Source organism: Nocardia wallacei (genome assembly GCF_029869545.1).
Lineage (GTDB): Bacteria > Actinomycetota > Actinomycetes > Mycobacteriales > Mycobacteriaceae > Nocardia > Nocardia wallacei_A.
Genome location: NZ_JARWQD010000320.1, coordinates 65,517 through 85,863, shown reverse-complemented (window position 1 = coordinate 85,863; position 20,347 = coordinate 65,517). Strand labels below are relative to the sequence as shown.

Genomic DNA, 20,347 nt, shown 5'->3' with positions numbered 1-20,347 from the left:
TGTCGGGATCGCCCGGTTCGCCACCCCCCCCCCCCCGGGTCAACCCCCCACTCACCACCGGTCCCCCGGGCCGCGGGGCCGCTTGCCCCCGGGCGCGCCCCCCGGATCCGAGCGCGACGACCACCGTGGCGGCCGTTCCGGCCTCGGCCAGGGCGGCGCGGTCGAGCGGTTCGCGTTCCTCCATCGTCTCGTGGTAGTAGAAATCGGCCATCCGATGCAGCGGATCGTCACCGGGTTTCAGCGCGCCGATCTGCAGGCCGGTCAAGCGCATCACCAGGTTCTGCTCGCCGTCGAGCAGGTCCACGTCGGCACGCAGCCGCGCGTGCGGGCTGCGGCGGGCGACCACGGTGATCTCCTCGGGCAGCTCCGCGAGCAGCCGGACCGCCGCCACCCCGACGGGCACCATGACGCCCTCGTCGATCCGCTCCTCGGCGAACAGCAGCGCCGCGCTCTGCATCGCGGCGTCGACCACCGCGGGATGCGCGAGATGTCCGGAGTCCGCGGCGATCGTGCCGTCGACCGTCGCCACCACGGTATCCCTGCCGACCCGCACCCTGCGCACCCGCCGGAACGACGGCCCGTACTGCAGCCCGGCCGCGGCCAGGCCGGAGTAGAACATCTCCGGATCGATGTCGAGGCCGACGTCGATGGCCGGGACGGCCGCCTTGGTCTGCTCGTGGCTGCCGGTCAGTGTCCGCCCGAACGCGTGCACGGTCCACGCCGTACCGGTCGCGCTGCGCGAGCGGATCTGGAAGCGCCCGCTCGCCTCCTCGACGGTCATGGCCACCAGCGGCACGTCCGGGGCGCCCATGATGAGCGGCGCGACGAACCGGACCTGTTCCAGCGCAACCCGTTTCGCGCCGATGCGGGTCGCCGTCGCGCTCAGCGCGGCGTCCAGGTACGCCGCACCCGGCATGATCCGGATCCCGTTGACCACGTGATCGGCCAGCCACGGCAGCAGTTCGGTCCCGACCTGCAGCAGCCAGTCGGGGCGGCCCTCCACGTCCGGGTCGCCGAGCATGGCGTAGGTCCCCGGCGTGCCCATCCGCGCCTGTTCGAAAAGCGGCAGGGCGGAGTGCAATCGGGTCCGCTGCCACGGGTAGCGCGGCAGCGGCACATGGGCGGTCGCGGGGCGATCGGCCGGGAACAGCAGCTCGCGATCGAGGACGCCCGCGGCGTGCAGGCCGATGAGGGTGCGGCGCAGGCTGTCGGTATCGGACTGGGTCCGGTCCAGGGTCGGCACGGTCGTGCCGGTCACGTCCGCGCCCAGCAGCGCCTCGCGAATATTGCCCGACAGCACCGGATGTGGGCCCAGTTCCAGGAACACCCGGCTGCCCGCACCGATCAGCTCGGTGATCGCCGCGGCGAACCGCACCGGCTGCCGCACGTTGGCACACCAGTAGTCGGCGTCCCAGTCGCCCTCGCTGACCTGCCCGCCGGTGACGGTCGAATACAGCGGTATCTCCGGGATCTTCGGCGACAGGTCGGCCAGCGCGGCGCGCAGATCGTCGAGGATCGGATCCATCAGCCTGCTGTGATACGGCACCTCGACGCGCAGGCGACGGGCGAAAGTGCCGTCCTCGGTGAGCTTTTCGGCGATCTCGTCCAGGCGCGCGGCATCCCCGGAAAGGGTGACGCCGCTCGCGCTGTTGATCGCCGCGATGTCCACGCCCGGATCGTCGCCGACGAGTTCGCGCGCCTGGTCCGCGGTCAGCCCGACCGCGAGCATGCCGCCCGATCCGGCGGTGGTGGCCTGCAACCGGGCCCGATGGTAGGCGACGCGCACCGCGTCCGGCAGCGACAGCATGCCGCTCACGTACGCCGCCGACACCTCGCCCACGCTGTGTCCCACGATGGCGGCCGGGGTGATGCCGTATTCGGCCAGCTCGCGCGCCAAACCCACCTGCACCAGGAAGTTGGCCGGCTGCGCCACCTCGGTGCGGGTGACCCGCGACTCGTCCTCGTCGCGCCGCAGCTCCTCGATGATCGACCAGCCCGCGATGTCGCGGAACTCCGCGTCGATCCGCTCGGCGGTCTCGGCGAAAACGCCTCCGGCGGACAGCAGTTCGCGCCCCATGCGCCAGTGCTGCGGGCCCATGCCGGAGAAGACGAACACCGGCTCCGCGCCGCGGGAGATGATGGCGCGGGCCGCGTCGCGGCCGTCGCCCGCCGCGTAGTCGCGCAGCTCGCGGATCAGTTCGTCGGTGTCGCCGACGAGCGCACCGGTGCGGTACGGATGGTGCGCCATGCGGGTCCACGCCGCCTCGGCCAGGCGTTCGGGATCGGCGCCCGCGGTGATGAGGTCGGCGAAGCGGCCCGCCAGCGCGCGGGCGGCGCCGGTGCTGCGCGCGGAGATGGGCAGGATCCCGAGGTGCCGCGCGGGCTCGGCGTTCGGCGCCACCGGTGCGGCCCGATACTCCTGCAGGATCGCGTGGGCATTGGTGCCGCCGTAGCCGAAACCGTTGACCGCGATGGTCATCGGGCCCGCGTCCGCGGACAGCGGTTCGGCGTCGACCTGGACGTGCAATCCCAGTTCGTCGAAGGGAATATCCGGATTGGGCTTGTCGAGCCAGCCCTGCGGCGGCACCGTGCGGTGGTGGATCGCCAGCGCGGCCTTGATCACGCTGGCCACCCCCGCGGCCGCCTCGGTGTGGCCGATCGTGGCCTTGATCGAACCGACGCCGATGGTTCCGGTACGCCCGGACGGCGCGCCGAAAACCCGTCCGAGCGCCCGGAGTTCGACCGGATCACCGACCAGCGTGCCGGTGCCGTGCGCCTCGAGGTAGGTGATCGAGTCCGGCGCCAGACCCGCACGGGTGCAGACGGAACGGGCCAGCGACTCCTGGGAGTCGACATTCGGCACGGTGATCGCGGTGGTGCGCCCGTCCTGGTTGGAGCCGGTGCCCTTGACCACGGAGTAGATGCGGTCGCCGTCGGCCACCGCGTCGTCGAGCTTCTTCAGCGCGACCATGCCCGCGCCCTCGCCGCGCCCGTACCCGTCGGCGGCGGCATCGAAGGACTTGCAGCGGCCGTCGGTGGCGAGGAATCCGCCCTTGCACATCAGCACGAACGTCTCCGGCTGCAGCATCACGTTGACCCCGCCCGCCAGCGCTACCCTGCAGTCGCCGTTGTCGAGCGCCTGGCAGGCCAGATGGAAGGCGACCAGCGACGACGAGCAGGCCGTGTCGACGGTGAGCGCGGGCCCGATCAGGTTGAGCGCGTAGGCGATTCGGTTCGACAGCATCGTGTAGGACGCGCTGGCCGGGGTGTGCATGTCGGTGTGGAACAGGGCGGGGCCCACGACGCCGATGACCGACTGGTCCACCACGAATCCGCCGACATAGACGCCGACCGACTCACCGGCCGTCCGGCCCGCGATCCCGGCATCGTCGAGCGCCTCCCACGTCACCTCGAGCATCAGGCGCTGCTGCGGGTCCAGCACCGTGGCCTCGCGGGGCGAGATGCCGAAGAAGTCCGGGTCGAACTCCCACGGGTCGACGGTCATGAATGCGCCGCGCTTGGTGTACATGCGGCCCGGGGTGCGTGGTTCCGGGTCGTAATACCGGCGGTAATCCCAGCGGTCCGCGGGAATCTCGACGACGCCGTCGCGCTTGTCCACGACAAAGTCCCAGAACGTGTCGGGCGAATCGATTCCACCCGCAAATCGACAGCCGATACCCACAATTGCGATATCCGACACGCACATCCCTCCGTGCTCCGGTTATTTCGATCGCCGCGCTTCACGACGATGCGCTCGATAGAGGCCCTGCGCAGGTGGCCGATGTGGCCAAGCATGGACCACACATAACGAGGCCGTCACGGTGCTACCGGCATTTTGTAAACTCTGCCGAAAAGAACTGTCCCCGACTGTGATCGGACCTAGTGGCCCGAAACGCGCAAGACAATGGCGTGGTCCGGAGCGAAATCCCGTGTAGTTCACAGTCGCGCGCCGCTCGCATTGTGCTGATTCGGAATCCTCTGGTATTTCTCCCGGCGGCGATGGTGAGGTTGATACCGTTCCCGACCGGTCCGCGTCAGCAGTTAGGGAGGCGACGAGTGTTCGCCGAGTTCACACACTGGGCAGAGGCCGTGGTACGGCGGCGATTCACGGTGATCGGCGTGACCGTGCTCGGCCTGCTCGCACTCGGCTCCTACGGGCTCGGCCTCGGCGACCGGCTCAGTTCCAGCGGGTGGGACGACCCGTCCTCGGAGTCGGTGCGGGTGGCACAGCTGAAGGACGAGGTCTTCGGGGCAGATCACAGCAGCGATGTCATCCTGCTGTTCCACGCGCCCGCGGGCGGGACCGTCGACGATCCGGCGTTCGGCCGCACGATCGTCGACGGCCTCGACAGCCTGCCGCAGCGTTTCCCGGACGAGATCGACCGGGTCAACGGTGCCTACTGGCCGACGGAGACCGGATTCGTCATGCCGGAGCTGTTCGGCTCCCCGGACCGCAAGCACGCCTTCGCGTCCCTGGGGATCCGCGGCGGCGACGAGACCGAGCAGATGCGCAACTACCGCAAGGTCGCGCACGCGCTGACCATCCCGGGTATCGATATGGAGGTCGCGGGCGGCCAGCCGGTCGCGGGCGCGCTGAACGACACCATGACCCACGACCAGCGGCGGATGGAGCTGTTCGCCATTCCCGCGGTCGCGGTGCTGTTGTTCTTCCTCTTCGGTGGCGCCGTCGCCGCGGCCCTGCCCCTGATCGTCGGCGGTCTCACGGTGCTGGGCGCCTGGGGGATCATCCGCGCCCTGACCACCGTGACCGAGGTGAATTCGTTCGTCTCCCCGGTGGTTTCGATGATCGGCCTCGGGCTTGCCATCGACTACGGACTGTTCATCCTCAGCCGCTTCCGCGAGGAGCTGGCCGACGGGAACGACGTGCCGACCGCGGTGCGGCGATCGGTGTCGACCGCGGGCCGCACCGTGTTGTTCTCGGCCACCATCGTCGTGGTCGCCGCCGGGGGCATCCTGGTGTTCCCGCAGGGCTTTCTGCGTTCGTTCGCCTACGGCGCCATGGTCACCGTCGCGCTGGCCGCCCTCACCTCGGTCACGCTGCTGCCCGCGCTGCTGGCCGTGCTCGGACGCCGGGTCGACCGGCTGGGATTGTCTCGATTCCGCAGGTCCAAGCCCAAAGATGCTGCGCGGGACAATGTCTGGGGGCGGATCGCGGGCTGGGTGATGAAACGGCCACTCGCCGTGGCGGTCTCGGTCACCGCGGTGCTGCTGCTCTTGATCGCGCCGGTGCAGCACATCGTGTTCGGCAGTATCAGCGAGCGGTTCCTGCCCCCGGAGCACCCGGCCCGGCTGGCGCAGCAGCATTTCGACGAGATCTTCCCGCTGCGCCAGATCGATCCGGTCGATCTGGTCATCGTCACCTACGACTCCTCCGACACCGAAGCCGTACTGGCACAGGCCAATCGGGCCCCCGGCCTGGCGGCGCCGTTCCCCGAACCGTTCAAGCGCCCGGCCCAGCCCAACGTCTTCACCACCAACACCGTGCTGGCCGGGGGCGCGGACGCCGACGCGACCATCGGCTACCTGCGCTCGATGCCGTTACCGGCGGGCACGACCGTCATGGTCGGCGGCCAGCCCGCGGTGGAGAAGGACAGCATCGACGCGCTCGTGAAACGGATGCCGCTGATGATCGCGCTGGTATTCCTCGCCACCACCGCGCTGCTGGTGCTGACCTTCGGCTCCCTGGTGCTGCCGCTCAAAGCGGCCGCGCTGAACCTGCTCGGGCTCGGGTCCACGCTCGGCATACTGACCTGGATCTTCATCGAGGGGCACGGCGCCGGGCTGCTGGGTTTCACCCCGCAGCCGATCATGTCGCTGGTGCTCGTGCTGATCGTCTCCGTGATCTACGGCCTGTCCACCGATTACGAGGTGTTCCTGCTGGCCCGCATCGTCGAGGCGCGCGCGGCGGGCGCGTCCACCCCCGAGGCCGTCCGCACCGGCATCGCCCACACCGGCAGGATCATCACGGCCGCCGCGCTCATCCTGCTGGTGGTCACCGGCGCGTTCGCCCTCTCGGATCTGGTGATGATGCAGTACATCGCCGTCGGCATGGTGGCGGCGCTGCTCATCGACGCCGCCGTGCTGCGGGTGCTGCTCGTGCCCGCCACCATGAAGCTGCTCGGCGACGCCTGCTGGTGGGCGCCCGCCTGGCTGCGCCGCACCCCGCCGGAATCTCCTTCCGAGTCACCGGCGGACGTGCCGTCGTCGCAACCCGCGTAGGACCCCCGGCGCGAGATCCCACGGCACCAGGCGATTTGGGACGCCAAGAGGTTGCTGTGTAATAATCCGCGCGGAAAGTGCCTCGGGTGCGCGGAGATTGGGGAATGCCCCGAACGCGTGGCAAGTCCGATTTTGCGAGGCATTCCGGATTCGGACACCGATCGACAACTGCTCGACCCTCCACCGAGGCAGGACTGATCTCTGTGCGCGCCGATCGCCGTGCGGTAGCTGCCTCGGCGTACGCCGAACCGTTCGACCATCGAAAGGACTGAGGCCCGTGCACATCTCCCACTCCGCCGCGACGATCGGAAGCCGCCCGTGACGGCCGCGACCGAGGTCCTCGAGCTGACCGACGAGTTCTATCAGGATCCGCACGCGGTGTATCGGACGCTGCGGCAACGCGGCCCGATCCACCGGATCCGGCTCGACGGCGTGCTCGGCTGGCTGGTCGTGGATCACGATGTGGCCAAGCAGGCCTTCGTGGAACCGAACATCAGCAAGAACGTCGGATCCCCGGAGGGTCAGGCGGTCCTCGCGAAAAACGGTGCGGCCGAGATGATCAACGGCGCGATCAACGACAACATGCTGTTCGCCGATCCCCCGCAGCACACCCGGCTGCGGCGGCTGGTGGCCCCGGCGTTCGCCGGTCGCGCGATCCGCGACCTCGGCCCGCGCATCACCGCGATCGCCGACGACCTGCTCGACGCCATGGGCGAGCGGGACACCGCCGATCTGCTCGACAGCTACGCCTTCCCGCTGCCGATCGCGGTGATCTGCGAGCTGCTCGGCGTGCCCGACGACGACAAGGACGAATTCCGTTCCTGGACAGCCGTTATCGTCAACGATTCGGCCAGCATCGAGGAGCGCACCACCGCCGGGATCGCGTTCTTCTCCTACCTGACCGAGCTGATCGCCGCGCGCCGCGAGCGTCCCGGCGCCGATCTGCTGTCGGAGCTCATCGTCGCCAAGGACGACGACGACCGGCTCGATCAGCAGGAACTGATCTCGCTGATGTTGCTGCTGCTGGCGGCGGGCCACGAGACGACGGTGAACCTGATCGGCAACGCGGTGCTCGAACTGCTGCGCGACCCGGCGACGGCCGCGCGGCTGCGGGCCCACCCCGACGAGATCCCCGCCTACCTCGAGGAGCTGCTGCGCTGCCAGGGCCCGGTGCATCTGGCCACGGCGCGCTACACCACCGCGCCGATCACGCTGGGCGACCAGCACATCGACGCGGGCGAGTTCATCATGATCTCCCTCGCGGCGGTCAACCGCGACCCGGAGCGGTTCACCGATCCGGACCGCATCGCGCCCGCCCGCGAGGACAACCGGCACGTCGCCTTCGGGCACGGCATCCATTTCTGCGTCGGCGCCGCGCTGGCGCGCATGGAGGCCACCATCGCCCTCACCCGGCTGCTGGACCGCTTCCCGGATATCGCGCTCGACGGCGAGTTCGGCGACCTGACGTGGCGTAAGAGCCTGCTGATCCGCGGGCTCACCGCGCTCCCGGTCCGGCTCGCACCGCCGACGCACTGATCGCAGCGGCCTCCGTCGTCCCGCGGCGATCGGGACGACGGGGCACCGATCAGACCCCTAATTCCGTTGCGGCCAAAGCGGTTCCCGCGATGCGGGAGCGGATCTTGGCGAAGGCGATCTCCCGCGAGGTGGACGTATCGTCGGCGAAGGGGGCGAAACCGCAGTCGTCACAGGTGCCCAGGCGGTCGACGGGGAGGTAGCGGGCGGCATTCAGCACGCGGTCGCGGACCTCCTCCGGGGTCTCCACGCGCGGATCGATGGGGTCGGTGACGCCCACGAAGATGCGCGCGCCGGGCGGCAGGTACTCGGCGAGCACGGCCAGCACCTTGTCCGGATCCGGCTCGCTCGCCAGCTGCACGTAGAACACACCGGCCTTCAGCTGCAACAGTTTCGGCAGCAGTGCCGCGTAGTCGATATCGAGGCTGTGCGTGGAGTCCTGGTCGCCGCCCGGGCAGGTGTGCACGCCGATCCGGGCCCGCTCGGTGGCCGAGAAGCGTTCCAGCACAGAGTTGTTCAACGCGATGAAGCTGTCGAGCACTCCTCCGCTGGGGTCCAGCTTCAGCGACAGCCGACCCTCGGTGAAGTCCAGCTGCACCGTATGCGCGCCCGCGTCGAGGCAGCCGCGGATATCCCGCTCGGCCTCGTCGGCCAGATCGGAAAGGAACTGCTCGCGGCTGTAGCCGTCGATACCGTCGGCCGGATACAGCAGGCTCAGCGCGGACGGCGCGATCACCGCCTGCTTCACCGGTGCCTTCGAATGCTGTTGCGCCGCACGCAGGTACGTCTCGGCGTATACCTGGTAGCGGAACGGCCCGGCGGTGAGCCGGGGCAGCTGGCGCTGATGCCCGTCCGCGAACGGGATGGCCACTCCGTCGGGCGCCGAGCCGGGCAGCCCGGCGATCGGGTAGGTCGCGAAACTGGGCTTGGACTGTTCGCCGTCGGTGACGACGGGCGAGGCGAGCGCGGTCAGGGCCGCGACGGTGTCGGCCACCGCGCGCTGCTGAACCTGGGCGAGCGCGGCGTCGTCCACCTCGCCCGCGCCGTGTGATGTCATGGCCGCCAGCAGATCAGCGGGCCGCGGAATGCTGCCGATGGGTTCTGTGGGAATGCTCACGTCGCGAGTGTAAGCCCGGCGCACTCGACCTCGTCGCGGAATGAATTGCGCCAGTGCATTATTCACCCGGCCGTTGCCGGCGGCCTACTCGGCCCTCGTGTTGCCCGCGTCCCGCACTGCCTCGTCGTCCCCCACCGCCTCGTCGGCTGTGCCCGCGGCCGAGGGCTCGTCCGCCTCGGCGGTCGGCGTGGCGATGACATCCATCTGCTCACCCACGTACCGGAACACCACCGCGCCCACCGCCGCGACGGGCACCGCGAGGAACGCCCCGACGATCCCGTACAGCGACCCGCCCGCCGTGACCGCGAGCAGCACCACGACCGCGTGCAACTTCATGCTGCGGCTCTGCAGCACCGGTTGCAGCACATTGCCTTCCAGCTGCTGCACCGCGATGATGATGCCGAGCACGATCAGCGCCGTGGTGACGCCGTTGGCGACGAGCGCGACGAGCACCGCCAGTGCCCCCGCCACGAACGCGCCGACCATCGGAATGAAGCCACCGATGAAGGTGATCACCGCCAGCACCAGCGCCAGCGGCACGTGCAGGATGAACAGCCCCGCACCGATGAATACGGCGTCGATCAGGCTCACCAGCGCCTGCGTGCGGATGAACCCGCCGAGGGTGCCCCAGACCCGGTTCAGCACCTCCTCGAAGTGCCGCCCGCTGCGGCTGCCGAACATGGCGTGCAGCCACGGCAGGAACTTCGGGCCGTCCTTGATGAAGAAGAACGACAGCACCAGCACCAGCAGCATCGTGATGATCGCCGAGGTCGCCGCGCTGACGCCGGAGAACAGCCCGGTCGCGATCCGCTCGGAGCTGGACTGCAGCCGCGACACGATCGCGTCCACACCCGAATTCAGTTGTTCGTCACCGATATTCAGCGGCGGCCCCTGCAGCCAGTCGCGCACCTTGTGCACACCGTCGGTCGAGCGGTCGGCCAGCTCCGGTGCCTGATCCACCACCGAGGGCACGATCAGCGCCACCACCCCGGCGAACAGGGCGAGGAAGCCGAGCACGGTGACCGACGCCGCGGCGGCGGGCGGGAAGCCGTGCCGGGTCAGAAACCGCGTGGGCGGCCACAGCACCGTGGCGACCACGATCGCAAGCAGCACCGGCAGCACCACCACCCACAGCTTCGCGAGCACCAGCTGCAGCACCCACCCACCCGCCGCGATGGCGACGATGCACACCGCCCACTTGGCGAGCCACAGGGTGCCCCGCCCGATCAGCGTCCCCCGATCCGGAGGCGGCGGCGCCCCCGTATCATCCGCACCGGCAGCAGAATCAGCAAGCCCACTCACGCGGGCAAGTCTGTCATGAATCGCCCGTAGCGGACGGCAGCACAGACCGTGACTCAGCTCAAATTCACCGGGAAGGCCGCCACGTCGTTCTGGGTGAGGACCGGGAGGTTGCGGATCTCGGTCGCCGGAACCGCCAGTCGCAGGCGGGGGAAGCGCGCGAACAGGGCCGGGAGGGCGACGGCCGCCTCCAGGCGGGCCAGGGCGGCGCCGGGGCAGACGTGCGGACCGTAGCCGAAGGAGATGTTGCGGCCCGACGTCGGGCGGGTGAGGTCGAATTCGTCGGCGTCGGCGCCGTGCACCGCGGTGTCGCGGCCGATGGCCCGGTACGACATCACGACCCCCTCACCCTTCTCGATCACGGTGTCGCCCACGCTGATGTCCTCGGTGGCGAACCGCATCAGCAGGTGGATCACCGGACCGTCCCAGCGCAGGGTCTCCTCGATCACCTGCTTCCACTCGATCTCGCCGCGGCGCACCCGGTCGAACTGCTCCGGATGGGTCAGCAGCGCGCGCACCGCGCACAGGATGAGGCTGACGGTGGTCTCGTGCCCGGCCGCGACCAGTGCCTTCAGATTGCCGGTCACCTCTTCCTCGGTGAGCGGCTCGCCGCCCTCGTCGGCCTGGATGAGGGCGGTGGTGAGATCGTCGGAGGGGGAACCGGCACGCAGCCGGGCCGTCTTCTCGCGCACCATGTCGCGGTAGTACACGTCCAGATCCGCGATCACCCGCAGGCGCTCGTCCTGCGGGGTCAGCACGGAGAAGAACTTCTTGTAGGACTCGAGCAGCATCGGGTGGTCGGAGCGGGGCACCCCCATCAGCTCGCTGATCACCCGCATCGGCAGCGGATAGGCGAACACCGCCTTCAGATCCACGGTCCCGTCCCCGGCCGCGTCGAGGTCGTCGAGCAGTTCCGCGGTGAACCGTTCGATCATGGGCCGCAACGCATCCAGCCGCCGCGGGGTCAGCGCCTGGGTGGTCTTGATCCGTAATCGCCGATGTTCGGCGCCGTCGACGGTGAACATGGACCGGCCCGCATCGATCATCCCGATCAGCGGCCACTGCCGGGTCACGGTCCCGGAGGTCCACAGCGACCAGGCGCCCAGATCCTTGACCAGTCGCGGGTCGACGAGCAACCGGCGCGCGACGGCGTGATCGGTGACCGTCCAGGCGGGCACCCCGAGCAGTTCGATCCGCGTGATCGGGCCGCTGTCGCGCAAATGCGCTGTCTCCCCGGCCAGATTGCCGATCATCGGGTCGACGACGAGTGGGCACTGTGGTTTCACCGGATACCTCCGACCGCCCGAACGGGTGTGAATTGAACTGGGAGAGAGGTCATTCCGCGCAGGAACGGCGAGGGTCGCCGGACCAGATTCGCGGCGGGTACCGACAGGTCGATATCGGGCAGCCGGTCCAGCAGCACCTCGATCCCGGTGCGCGCGATGATCTCCGCGATCTGCTGGGCCGGGTACGGACAGCGATACTCGCCGTGGCTGAAGGCGAAGTGCGCGCTGTTGCCGGTGTGCGCCGGTTCGGCGGCATCGGAGAGGTGCTGGCGCACATGCGGATCCGCGTTGGCCGCCGCCAGGCCCAGCAGCAGCAGATCGCCCGCGCGAATCACCTTGTCCGCCAGGCGCGCATCGCGCGCGGCCCAGCGCCCGGCCAGGATCTGCGTGGGGGTGTCCTCCCACAGCGCCTCGTTCATGGCCTGCCCGACGCTGCGCCGGCCGCCGCCGAAGGCCGCCGCGAAGCGCTCGTCGGTGAGCATCAGCCGCAGCGAGTTCACCAGCCAGTCGGCGGTGGGGAGATGTCCGGCCGCGAGGACGGCCTGCAGGTCGAGTGCGTACTCCTCATCGGTGAACGGCTGCGGATGCCGCAGCATCGCCGACACCAGATCCGCGGCCGGGAGCCCCTTCGCGAGCGCCGCCTTCTTGCTCGCCACCATGCGCCGCATCAGCTCGTTGAAGCGCTGGAACGCCGCCTGCGCATCGGCGCCGCCGTCGGCCAGCTTCTTCATCACCCACGCCAGCTCCGGCGCCTCCTCGTCGGGGAAGCCGAGAATGGCCGCGAGCGCGAGAACCGGTAGCGGCTCGGCGAATTCGGCCATCAGATCGGCCTCGCCGCGACCGCAGAACGCATCGACCAGCCGATCGGCCAGATCCTCGCAGGTATGCCGCAGCTCGAACGGATCCACCGACTCCAGCGCCGGTTCCACCATGGCCACGTGGCGGCGGTGCTCGGCGCCCGCGGTGAAGTAGATCGACGGCATGGGCCGCCCCACCATCGGCAGCAGCGGCCAGTCGTCGGGAATCTTCGGCCACTGATTCCACAGGGCGACATCGCGCGGGAACAGTTCCGGATCGCTGGTCACCTGATGCAGTTCGCGGTAACCGATGACCAGCCAGGCCGGGAAGCCGCCGGGCAGCTCCACCGCGACCACCGGCCCGTGCTCGCGGCGCATCTCGGCGTAGAGCTGCTGCGGATCGGTGTGGAAGCGCGGGCCGCTCAGCGGGACCATCCGGGATTCGGGGCGCGCGGGGCAGCGGGCGGCGCCGTCGGGATCGAGGCGGGGTGTGCTCATGACGCGGTCTCCGGTATGCGGGCGGCGGCGTAGAGGTGTTCGACCAGGGTGATCAGCACCCGCTTGCACGAGGCGCGCGAGCGCGCGTCGCAGTCGAGCAGCGGCACGTGCGGATCCAGATCCAGCGCCTCGCGGATCTCCGCCGGGTGCAGCGGCTCGCCACCGAAGTCGTTGCACGCCACCACGAATCGGGTGCCCTGATGCTCCAGCCGGTCGATGGCGTACCAGCAGTCGGCGATGCGGTGCGGGTCGACCAGCACGATGGCGCCCAGGGCGCCGGCGAACAGGCGGTCCCACAGGAACCAGAACCGCTCCTGACCCGGCGCGCCGAACAGGTACAGCACGTTCTCGGCGTCGAGGGTGATGCGGCCGAAGTCGAAGGCGACGGTGGTCGTCGACTTGTCCGGCGCACCGGCCGGATCGTCCACGCCGACACCGACATTCGTCATCGTGGCCTCGGTGTCGAGGGGGCGGATCTCGCTGACCGAGCGGACCATCGTCGTCTTCCCGACGCCGAACCCGCCGACGATGACGATCTTCAGCCCCCGATTGACCGTGCCCTCCAGCGGCGCGTCGGCCCGGGCCGGTGGCTGATCAAAGCTGACGGAGTCCAACGAGCACCTTCTCCAACGTGGCGGTGTCTGTTACCGAAACCCATGCTTCACCGCAATAGCCTGCCGCACTGGAACCTCCGGTGGTGCCGGGGTGCGGGTGACGCACCGTGATGCGGCCCGCGTGCAGCAGGTCGGCCAGCAGCACGGTGGTGATGCCGACCGGCAGCCGCAGTTCCGCGGCGATCTCGACCACGGCGGTCGGGGCGCGGCACATGTCGAGAATGGCCACCAGTTCCGACTGCATGCCCGGCGTCGGATCGCATTCGCTGACCACGAGGGTGACCAGGTCGAACGCATCGGAATCCGGCTTGCTGCGACCGCCGGTCAGCGTGTAGAGCCGGTCGGGGTCCTCGTCCCGGACCGATCTGCTCCCCCCGCCCGCGGTCATGGCGTGCCCCGCCCGCGCGGCGCGGCCGCCAGATGTTCGCCCAGCTGCTCCACCAGCTCGCGCATGTTGTGCCCGACGAGCCCGGCGTCGGCGTCCTCGGCGGCGACGACGGCGATGTGCGCGCCCATCCCGGCCTCGACGATGAACAGGATGCCGCCGTAGAACTCGGTCATCGACTGCCGCACACCGCTACGCCCCGAACCGAATTCGACGGAGGCACCGTGGGAGAGACTCTGGATGCCCGCGGCGATGGCGGCCAGCTGATCGGCCCGGTCGACCGTCAGCTCCTGGGTGTGGCAGATCTTCAGCCCGTCGCTGGACAGCAGCAGGGCATGGCGGGTCTGCGGGGTGCGGGTCAGCAGTTGTTCGAGCAGCCAACCCAGCTGCGCGGGTGCGGATGTTGTCATCGGTCGTTCTCCACTCCACCAGCAGGTGCGGTTTCGGTTCCGGCGGTCGCGGGGCGCTCGGCCTCGGTGTCGCGTCCGGTGACGGCACGCTGGAACGCGGCCATCGCCGACGCGGTCGGTATGCCCGTGGCGGGCGCGGCGGCCTGCGCCGCGCCGTTGGCCGTCGGCACGCCCTCGGGATGGACGGCGGCCAGGGTGCTGCCCCGTCGCCGTTTCGGCAGTCGCGACTCCATGATCGCGGGCGCGTCGCGATGCCGCCCCGCCGTGTCGTCGGCCACGCTGTCCGACACCGCCACCGGCAGTTCGCGGGTCTCGGTGGCGGGCGTGGTGATCGAGGCGGGCGGACCGGCGGCCCGATCCGCACTCCGGTCGACCCGGTCCGCCCGCGTGATCAGATCGCGGGGCACGATCACGACCACCGCGGTGCCGCCGATGGCCGACGGCCGGTAGGACACCGTGAGCCCGTGCTTGCGCGCCAGGTGCCCGACGACCGCCAGCCCGAGCCGGGTCCCGGACAGCGATGAAAGATCCACTCCCCCACGGCTTTCGGCATCGGCCCCGGAGACGGCCCGCTCGGCGCGCCGCAGCGCCGATTCGCTCATCACCAGGCCGCTGTCCTCGATCGTGATCACCACACCGGCCGGTACCTCCGCGGCGTAGACGTGCACCTCGGTGGTGGGCGGGGAGAAGTTGCACGCGTTGTCCAGCAGTTCCGCCAGCGTGTGCATGACGCCCTCGGCGGCATGTCCGGCCACGCCGACACCCGCCACGGCGCGCAGCCGCACCCGCTGATATCCGGCCACGCGGCCCATCGCGCCGCGCAGGATCGATTCCATGGCAATGGGTTTGGCCCACCGGCGGCCGCTGCGGGCGCCGCTGAGCACGGCGATGCTGTCGGCCAGCCGCCCGGCCTGGGCGGTGCGGTGATCGAGCTGCAGCAGGTCGGCGAGGACGCGGGAGTCCGCGTGCCGGTGCTCCATCTCGCGCAGCTCGGCCAGCATGCCGGTGGTCATCGCCTGCATGCGGCCCGCGGCTCCGGCGAAGGCCGACAGCGCGGCCGCGCGACGGCCCTCGCTGCGCTGCTTGTCCTGCTGGTGCCGCGCGACGGCCTCGTCGGCGGCGGCGATCCGGGCCGCGGCCTCGGCGGCGGAGACCGAACTCGCCTCGCTCGCACGCTCGGCCGCGTCCCGGTACTGCCCGGCCTGCGTGCGGTAGTACACCGCCGCGGTCACGGCGGCGCACAGCACCACCGCCACCACGGCCACGCCGCTGGCCAGCGGGATCCGGAACTCCGCGGGCGCGCTGCGTACCGCGGCGACCGCGGCACCCGCGGTGACGACCACGCAGGCCGCCAGCGCCCAGTAGCTGGAGCGCGCCGTCCGATCCGGACCCGCACCGGACTCCGCACCAGCCGACTTCACCGTGTCCGCCAACTCCCGCACCTCACGCCCCGACCGACAGGAGAAATAGCGCACGCCACCCGGACGCCATCAAAGATCCAGGTAGACAGGCACTTTCGAAACTCGCGCACGAGCTTAACTGCCATGGCCCGTGACCGCCACCCGAGCGGACCGGTCACGCCACGCCCGGACGAAAACCCCTGCACAGACCGTGACGCCGGGTCGGCGGACCGCTACACTGAAGTTTGCTCGAAAGATGCTGGACGCAATAGTGCAAACGCAAGACCGCAAACCTCCGACGACGACCTGGTGATGTGGCGGCAAATGGCCGAAATACCCGACACAGTCCATGTGCAGATGCGGTTCCCGCAGGGCGGTGCGGTGCTCAACTATCGCGCCTCCCCGTCGGTCGCGGCCCGCGTCGCCACCGAACTCGCGCGCCACGGCATCGACGTGCACATCGACGACAACGTCACCGAGACGCTCGCCGATCTGCCCAACGCCGAGCTGTGGTCCGGATCCCCGCATATTCAGCAATGACCGGATGACCCGGCCCGCTCACCCCTGCTCGCCGCGCCGGCCGACCGCGGTGGCGAGGTAGGCGCCCAACTCGTCGTGCAGCACCCGGTCCAGCGCCCGCGCGAGGCTGCGATGCACGGCCGTGACGCCGAGATCGCGCAGATGGTTGATCATGGCGGTGGTCTCGGCGATCTCCTCGCCGGTATCGGGCAGCCAGCCCGGGCCGTGCCGTTCGACGATGTGATTGCGTGCGGCGGCCACCATCTCGTGCGCGATGTCGTCGAGATGGCCGACCACGGTGGCGTGCAGATCGGCCACGCCGCGCAGGCCGAAACCGTAGCCGTGCAGTTCGGCGAACATCTCCAGCAGCTGGGGTTCGGTGAATTCCACCGTATCCTCGTGCAGGCGAAGCAGATCCAGGTCGGCCAGGCGATCGAGCAGGGCCGGATCGCCGGCGTCCGCGCCGAGGAAGGTCTCGACCAGCTCGCGCGGAACCTCCACCGGCGCTTCCGCTTTCCCCCAGGTCGCTGTCACCGCGCGCTGCAGCCCGAGGACCTCGCTGAGATCCTTGCCGGTCTCCCAGCTGGTGATGAAATCGGCGATATGGGCGGTGGTGAACCCGCGCTGCAGCAGCGCATCGATGATCTGCAGCCGCTCCAGGTGCGAGTCGTCGTAGATCAGCGCGCGGCCGATGCGCCGGACCGGGGGCGGCAGCAACCCGCGCTCCTGATAGGCGCGCACATTGCGGCTGGTGGTCCCGGCGGCACGGGCGAGATCGTCGATACGGTATTCCGTCATCGTCGCCTCGCCCGTCCTTTCCCCTGTGATCCCCGGCGCCGGTACCGCGCCCCGGAGAACATTAGTCCAGCGGCACCGGCCGGAGGAGTTCGGCTCGCGGGCGGTCAGCCGAGCGAGGCGGCGATCCGGGCCTCGGCCGAGACGCCGTCGGCGGCACCCGGTGTCAGGACGAAATCGTCCGGGTCCACGCGGGACAGCTGCCGCGTGTACTGGGTGCCGAAACCCGGATACATGGTCGGGTTGAATCCGTCCTCGGTCAGATACCAGCTGCGGCAGCCGGAGTTCCACGTGGTGGCCGACAGCCGCCGCTGCAGCCGCCGGTTGTAGCGGTCCTGCCGATCGCGGCGCACCTCGAGCGACCGCAGCCCGCGGTCGAGGATCAGCCCGATCGCCTCGGTGAGGTAGTCGATCTGCGCCTCCATATAGACCAGCGCCGAGTTGTGCCCGGGGCCCGAGTTCGGCCCGAAGGTCAGGAACAGATTCGGGTAGCCGGACACGGCGACGCTCTTGTACGCGTAAGCGCCACTCGCCCATTCGTCGCCGAGGCGTCGGCCGTCGCGCCCCGTCACCGGGATCGGGGTGCCCTGCTTGGACACGTCGAAGCCGGTGGCGAACACGATGCAGTCGGCGCGATGCTCGATGCCCTCGGCGGTGCGGATCCCCCCCGGGGCGATGCGGGCGATCGGCCACGTCACCAGGGTGCAGTTCTCGCGCTGCAGCGCGGGGTAGTAGTCGCTGCTCAGCAACAACCGCTTGCAGCCCGCCCGGAAGTCGGGCGTCAGCTGGCGGCGCAGCCACGGATCGCGCACCTGGCTGCGCAGATGCAGCGTCGCGACCGATTCGACCACCCGGGTCAGCGGCGTATTCCACACCACCCCGAGCGCCACCGACTCGTGCCCCCAGAACCAGGCCTGCCGGGCCAGCCGCTGGGTGATCGGCACCTGGCGGTACAGCTGCCGGGTGACGGGACTGGTGCGGCGGTTCACGCGCGGCAGCACCCAGCCGGGCGTGCGCTGGTACACCTTCACCGATTCGGCGCGGCGGACCAGTTCGGGAATGATCTGCACCGCGCTGGCGCCGGTGCCGACCACGGCCACCTTCTTGCCCGCGAAGTCGTAGTCGTGATCCCATCGGGCACTGTGGATCTTGTGGCCCTCGTAGTCGTCGATACCGGGGATGTCCGGGAATCCGGCATTGGCCAGCGGTCCGGCGGCGAGCACGACGGTGCGCGCCACGACCGTGCGGCGGCGACCGGCGAACGCGATCTCCCACCAGCCGTTCGCCTCGTCGTAGACCAGCCCGGTCACGGTGTGGCCGAACCGGATTCGCGGGCGGATCCCGAACTCGTCGACCATCGATTCGATGTAGCCGAGGATTTCCGCGCTGCCGGAATAGGTCTCGGACCACTCCGGATTCGGCGCGAAGCTGTAGGAGTACAGCCGCGACGGAATATCGCACGCCGCACCGGGATAGGTGTTGTCGCGCCAGGTGCCGCCGACCCGATCCCCGCGCTCGAACAGCACGTAGTTTCCGATTCCCTTCTGCCGCAACCGGATCGCGGCGCCGATCCCGGCGAACCCGGCGCCGATGATCGCCACGTCCAGCGGCTTGTTCGCGGCGCTCACGCGACCGGCTCGTAGGTCAGTTCCTTCGACCACGTCGGCTGTGGCCCCAGGAAGCGGTCGGGTACGCGCGCGGTCAGCTTCACCATAGCGTCGGCGAACAGGTGGTAGGGGTGGCCCCGGTTGATCACCCAGTTGCTGTGCATCTTCACGATCCGGTACATCGGCACCCGGTTGGCGGTCGGCGTGCGCTCGCCGACGGCCTTGAACCGGCGCATCGCGGCGTACAGCTTCTCCTCGTCGACGCCCATCTCGACGATGTTGTCGCGCATCTTGTTCAGCAGCGGCACGTAGCTGAGCACGCCGACGAGGAACGACGGCTTCACCCAGCCGCCGACCAGATCGATGAACAGCTTGCGGGCCGTGGCGTGCCCGAGCAGCTCCATGACCGCGTAATCGGTGGCCAGATGCCGGGATTCGTCGGCGTTGATCTTCTTGAACACCTCCTGCGCGACCGGATCGGCGATCTCGTCGGTGATGAACTTGATCAGCGCGCCGTCCAGCGCCACCTCGAGCATCGGGATCACGGTGCCCAGGAACGACAGCGACATCTCGTCGGAATGCTTGTCCAGGAAGTCGATCACCAGCTTGACGTTGATGTTCGGCTCCGGGATCGCGTCGCCCTCGAGCATGCCCCAGCGGCGCATCAGGGCCAGTTCGGCGTTGGCGTGGCGCTGCTCCTCGGCGTGGAAGTAGCGGTAGATCTCCTTCAGCGTATCGGTGGGCGCCTTCTTCGCCATGGCCGCGAAGCCCCGGGCGCCGACGTTCTCGATCCACATCAGATCCGCCATGAACGGCTTCAGCTTGGCGTGCAACTCGGGCTCGATGAGTTCGGCACCCGGTGCGTCCCAGTCGATATCGGCCAGGGCCCACTGGCGGCCCTTGATCTTGGCCAGCATGCTCTCGAAGTCGAAGGACATGTCAGACTCCTGTCTTCTCGGTGGCGGCGTCCGCCGCCGGGCTCGCCGGATTCTCCTGCGGCAGTAGCCGATTCAGAACGCCGAGACCACGGGTGTAGAGGGCGGGGAAGTGCCGCTTGAGGTGCCAGATGACCGCGGCGTCGAGCTGCGGGAGCACATACAGCCGCCCGCGATCGTGGGCGTCGAGGGTCATCCGGGCGACGCGCTCGGGCGTGAAACCCGTCCAGCGCATCAGGTTTTCGGCCAGGCGCATCGAGGTCGCGGTGATCCGGCCGTCGCGCGCCACATTGGTCCGCACGAACGTCGGGCAGAGCACGGTGACCGCGACGCCGCTGCCGGACAACTCGGCGGCCATCGTCTCCGACAGCGACATCACCCCGGCCTTGGAGACGTTGTAGGGGCCCATGGTGGGCGCGGCGGTGAATCCGGCGGCGGAGGCGACGTTGATGATGCCGCCCCCGCCCGCGGCCCGCAGTTGCGGCGCGAACAGCTCGCAGCCGTGCACCACACCCCACAGATTGATGCCCAGCGCCCACTGCCAGTCGTCGAATCCGATCTCCCCCACCGGTTTTCCGCCGATGCCCACTCCGGCGTTGTTGATCACCAGGGTGGGTGGGCCGCCGAAGATCAGCTCGGCGTGCAGCGCGAGGCTTTCCACGTCTTCGCGCCGCGACACGTCGCAGAACACCGCGTGCGCCCGCCGGCCGTGGGTGCGATCGATCAGGCGGACGGTGTCGTCGGCGCGGTCCTTGTCGATATCCGCGCACACCACCTCGCCGCCGCGGGCGGCCAGCTCGAGGGCGAAGGCGCGCCCGATTCCGCTGCCCGCACCGGTCACGATGGCGCGCGCACCGTGCGAGCGGCGCGGCCCGCCCAGCGCGAGTCCGATGTCGTCGAGTATTCCCATGG

General features: G+C 69.7%; 16 protein-coding genes. 3 read left to right on the top strand and 13 right to left on the bottom strand.

Annotated elements, in window-relative coordinates; translation table 11 throughout:
- A partial coding sequence (locus QH290_RS29515) for a type I polyketide synthase (protein WP_280386436.1) occupies positions 1–3,700 on the bottom strand: 3,700 nt, incomplete at its 3' end.
- A 356-nt stretch (positions 3,701–4,056) separates the two neighbouring features.
- Between QH290_RS29515 and QH290_RS29510 the strand changes: the two genes are divergently transcribed.
- Both QH290_RS29510 and QH290_RS29505 read left to right on the top strand, forming a co-directional pair.
- Positions 4,057–6,240 (top strand): MMPL family transporter, encoded by a 2,184-nt coding sequence (locus QH290_RS29510; RefSeq protein WP_280386434.1) that lies wholly within the window; start codon positions 4,057–4,059, stop codon positions 6,238–6,240.
- 318 nt (positions 6,241–6,558) lie between these two features.
- A complete protein-coding gene (locus QH290_RS29505) occupies positions 6,559–7,776 on the top strand; it encodes a cytochrome P450 family protein (protein WP_280267164.1) in 1,218 nt (405 codons plus the stop codon).
- A 49-nt stretch (positions 7,777–7,825) separates the two neighbouring features.
- Here the strand turns inward: QH290_RS29505 and QH290_RS29500 are convergent, their stop codons facing one another.
- From QH290_RS29500 to QH290_RS29465, 8 genes are all read right to left on the bottom strand, one after another.
- On the bottom strand, positions 7,826–8,890 hold the full coding sequence (locus QH290_RS29500; RefSeq protein WP_280386431.1) for a cobalamin-independent methionine synthase II family protein: 1,065 nt from the start codon (positions 8,888–8,890) through the stop codon (positions 7,826–7,828).
- A gap of 84 nt (positions 8,891–8,974) precedes the next feature.
- Entirely contained in the window at positions 8,975–10,192 is a 1,218-nt protein-coding gene (locus tag QH290_RS29495; RefSeq protein ID WP_280386429.1) for an AI-2E family transporter, read from the bottom strand.
- 53 nt (positions 10,193–10,245) lie between these two features.
- A complete protein-coding gene (locus QH290_RS29490; RefSeq protein ID WP_280386427.1) occupies positions 10,246–11,475 on the bottom strand; it encodes a cytochrome P450 family protein in 1,230 nt (409 codons plus the stop codon).
- Positions 11,472–12,707, bottom strand: a complete 1,236-nt coding sequence (locus QH290_RS29485) for a cytochrome P450 family protein (protein ID WP_425301783.1) — start codon at positions 12,705–12,707, stop codon at positions 11,472–11,474. The genes QH290_RS29490 and QH290_RS29485 overlap by 4 nt, the downstream gene beginning before the upstream one ends.
- A 59-nt stretch (positions 12,708–12,766) precedes the next feature.
- Positions 12,767–13,312 (bottom strand): GTP-binding protein, encoded by a 546-nt coding sequence (locus QH290_RS29480; RefSeq protein WP_425303665.1) that lies wholly within the window; start codon positions 13,310–13,312, stop codon positions 12,767–12,769.
- A gap of 52 nt (positions 13,313–13,364) precedes the next feature.
- On the bottom strand, positions 13,365–13,772 hold the full coding sequence (locus QH290_RS29475; RefSeq protein WP_280267159.1) for a DUF742 domain-containing protein: 408 nt from the start codon (positions 13,770–13,772) through the stop codon (positions 13,365–13,367).
- A complete protein-coding gene (locus QH290_RS29470; RefSeq protein WP_280267158.1) occupies positions 13,769–14,179 on the bottom strand; it encodes a roadblock/LC7 domain-containing protein in 411 nt (136 codons plus the stop codon). The genes QH290_RS29475 and QH290_RS29470 overlap by 4 nt, the downstream gene beginning before the upstream one ends.
- Positions 14,176–15,612, bottom strand: a complete 1,437-nt coding sequence (locus QH290_RS29465; protein WP_280386425.1) for a sensor histidine kinase — start codon at positions 15,610–15,612, stop codon at positions 14,176–14,178. Before QH290_RS29465 ends, QH290_RS29470 begins: the two co-directional genes overlap by 4 nt.
- 291 nt (positions 15,613–15,903) lie before the next feature.
- Here QH290_RS29465 and QH290_RS29460 point away from each other — a divergent pair, with 291 nt between their 5' ends.
- Positions 15,904–16,119 carry a hypothetical protein gene (locus QH290_RS29460; protein ID WP_280267154.1) on the top strand — a complete coding sequence of 72 codons (216 nt, stop codon included), beginning with the start codon at positions 15,904–15,906 and terminating at the stop codon, positions 16,117–16,119.
- Positions 16,120–16,137: 18 nt separating this feature from the next.
- On the opposite strand, the gene QH290_RS29455 is transcribed toward QH290_RS29460, so the two are convergent.
- The 4 genes from QH290_RS29455 to QH290_RS29440 all read right to left on the bottom strand — a co-directional run bounded on the left by QH290_RS29455 (position 16,138) and on the right by QH290_RS29440 (position 20,345).
- Entirely contained in the window at positions 16,138–16,896 is a 759-nt protein-coding gene (locus QH290_RS29455; RefSeq protein ID WP_280267153.1) for a MerR family transcriptional regulator, read from the bottom strand.
- A 104-nt stretch (positions 16,897–17,000) separates the two neighbouring features.
- The gene (locus QH290_RS29450; RefSeq protein ID WP_280386423.1) at positions 17,001–18,521 is read right to left on the bottom strand and encodes a flavin-containing monooxygenase; all 1,521 of its coding nucleotides are present in this window, start codon (positions 18,519–18,521) and stop codon (positions 17,001–17,003) included.
- On the bottom strand, positions 18,518–19,438 hold the full coding sequence (locus QH290_RS29445; protein WP_280386422.1) for a ferritin-like domain-containing protein: 921 nt from the start codon (positions 19,436–19,438) through the stop codon (positions 18,518–18,520). Before QH290_RS29445 ends, QH290_RS29450 begins: the two co-directional genes overlap by 4 nt.
- Before the next feature lies 1 nt (position 19,439).
- Complete coding sequence (locus QH290_RS29440; protein WP_280267150.1) at positions 19,440–20,345, bottom strand: SDR family NAD(P)-dependent oxidoreductase; 906 nt, start codon at positions 20,343–20,345, stop codon at positions 19,440–19,442.
- Positions 20,346–20,347 lie beyond the last annotated feature (2 nt).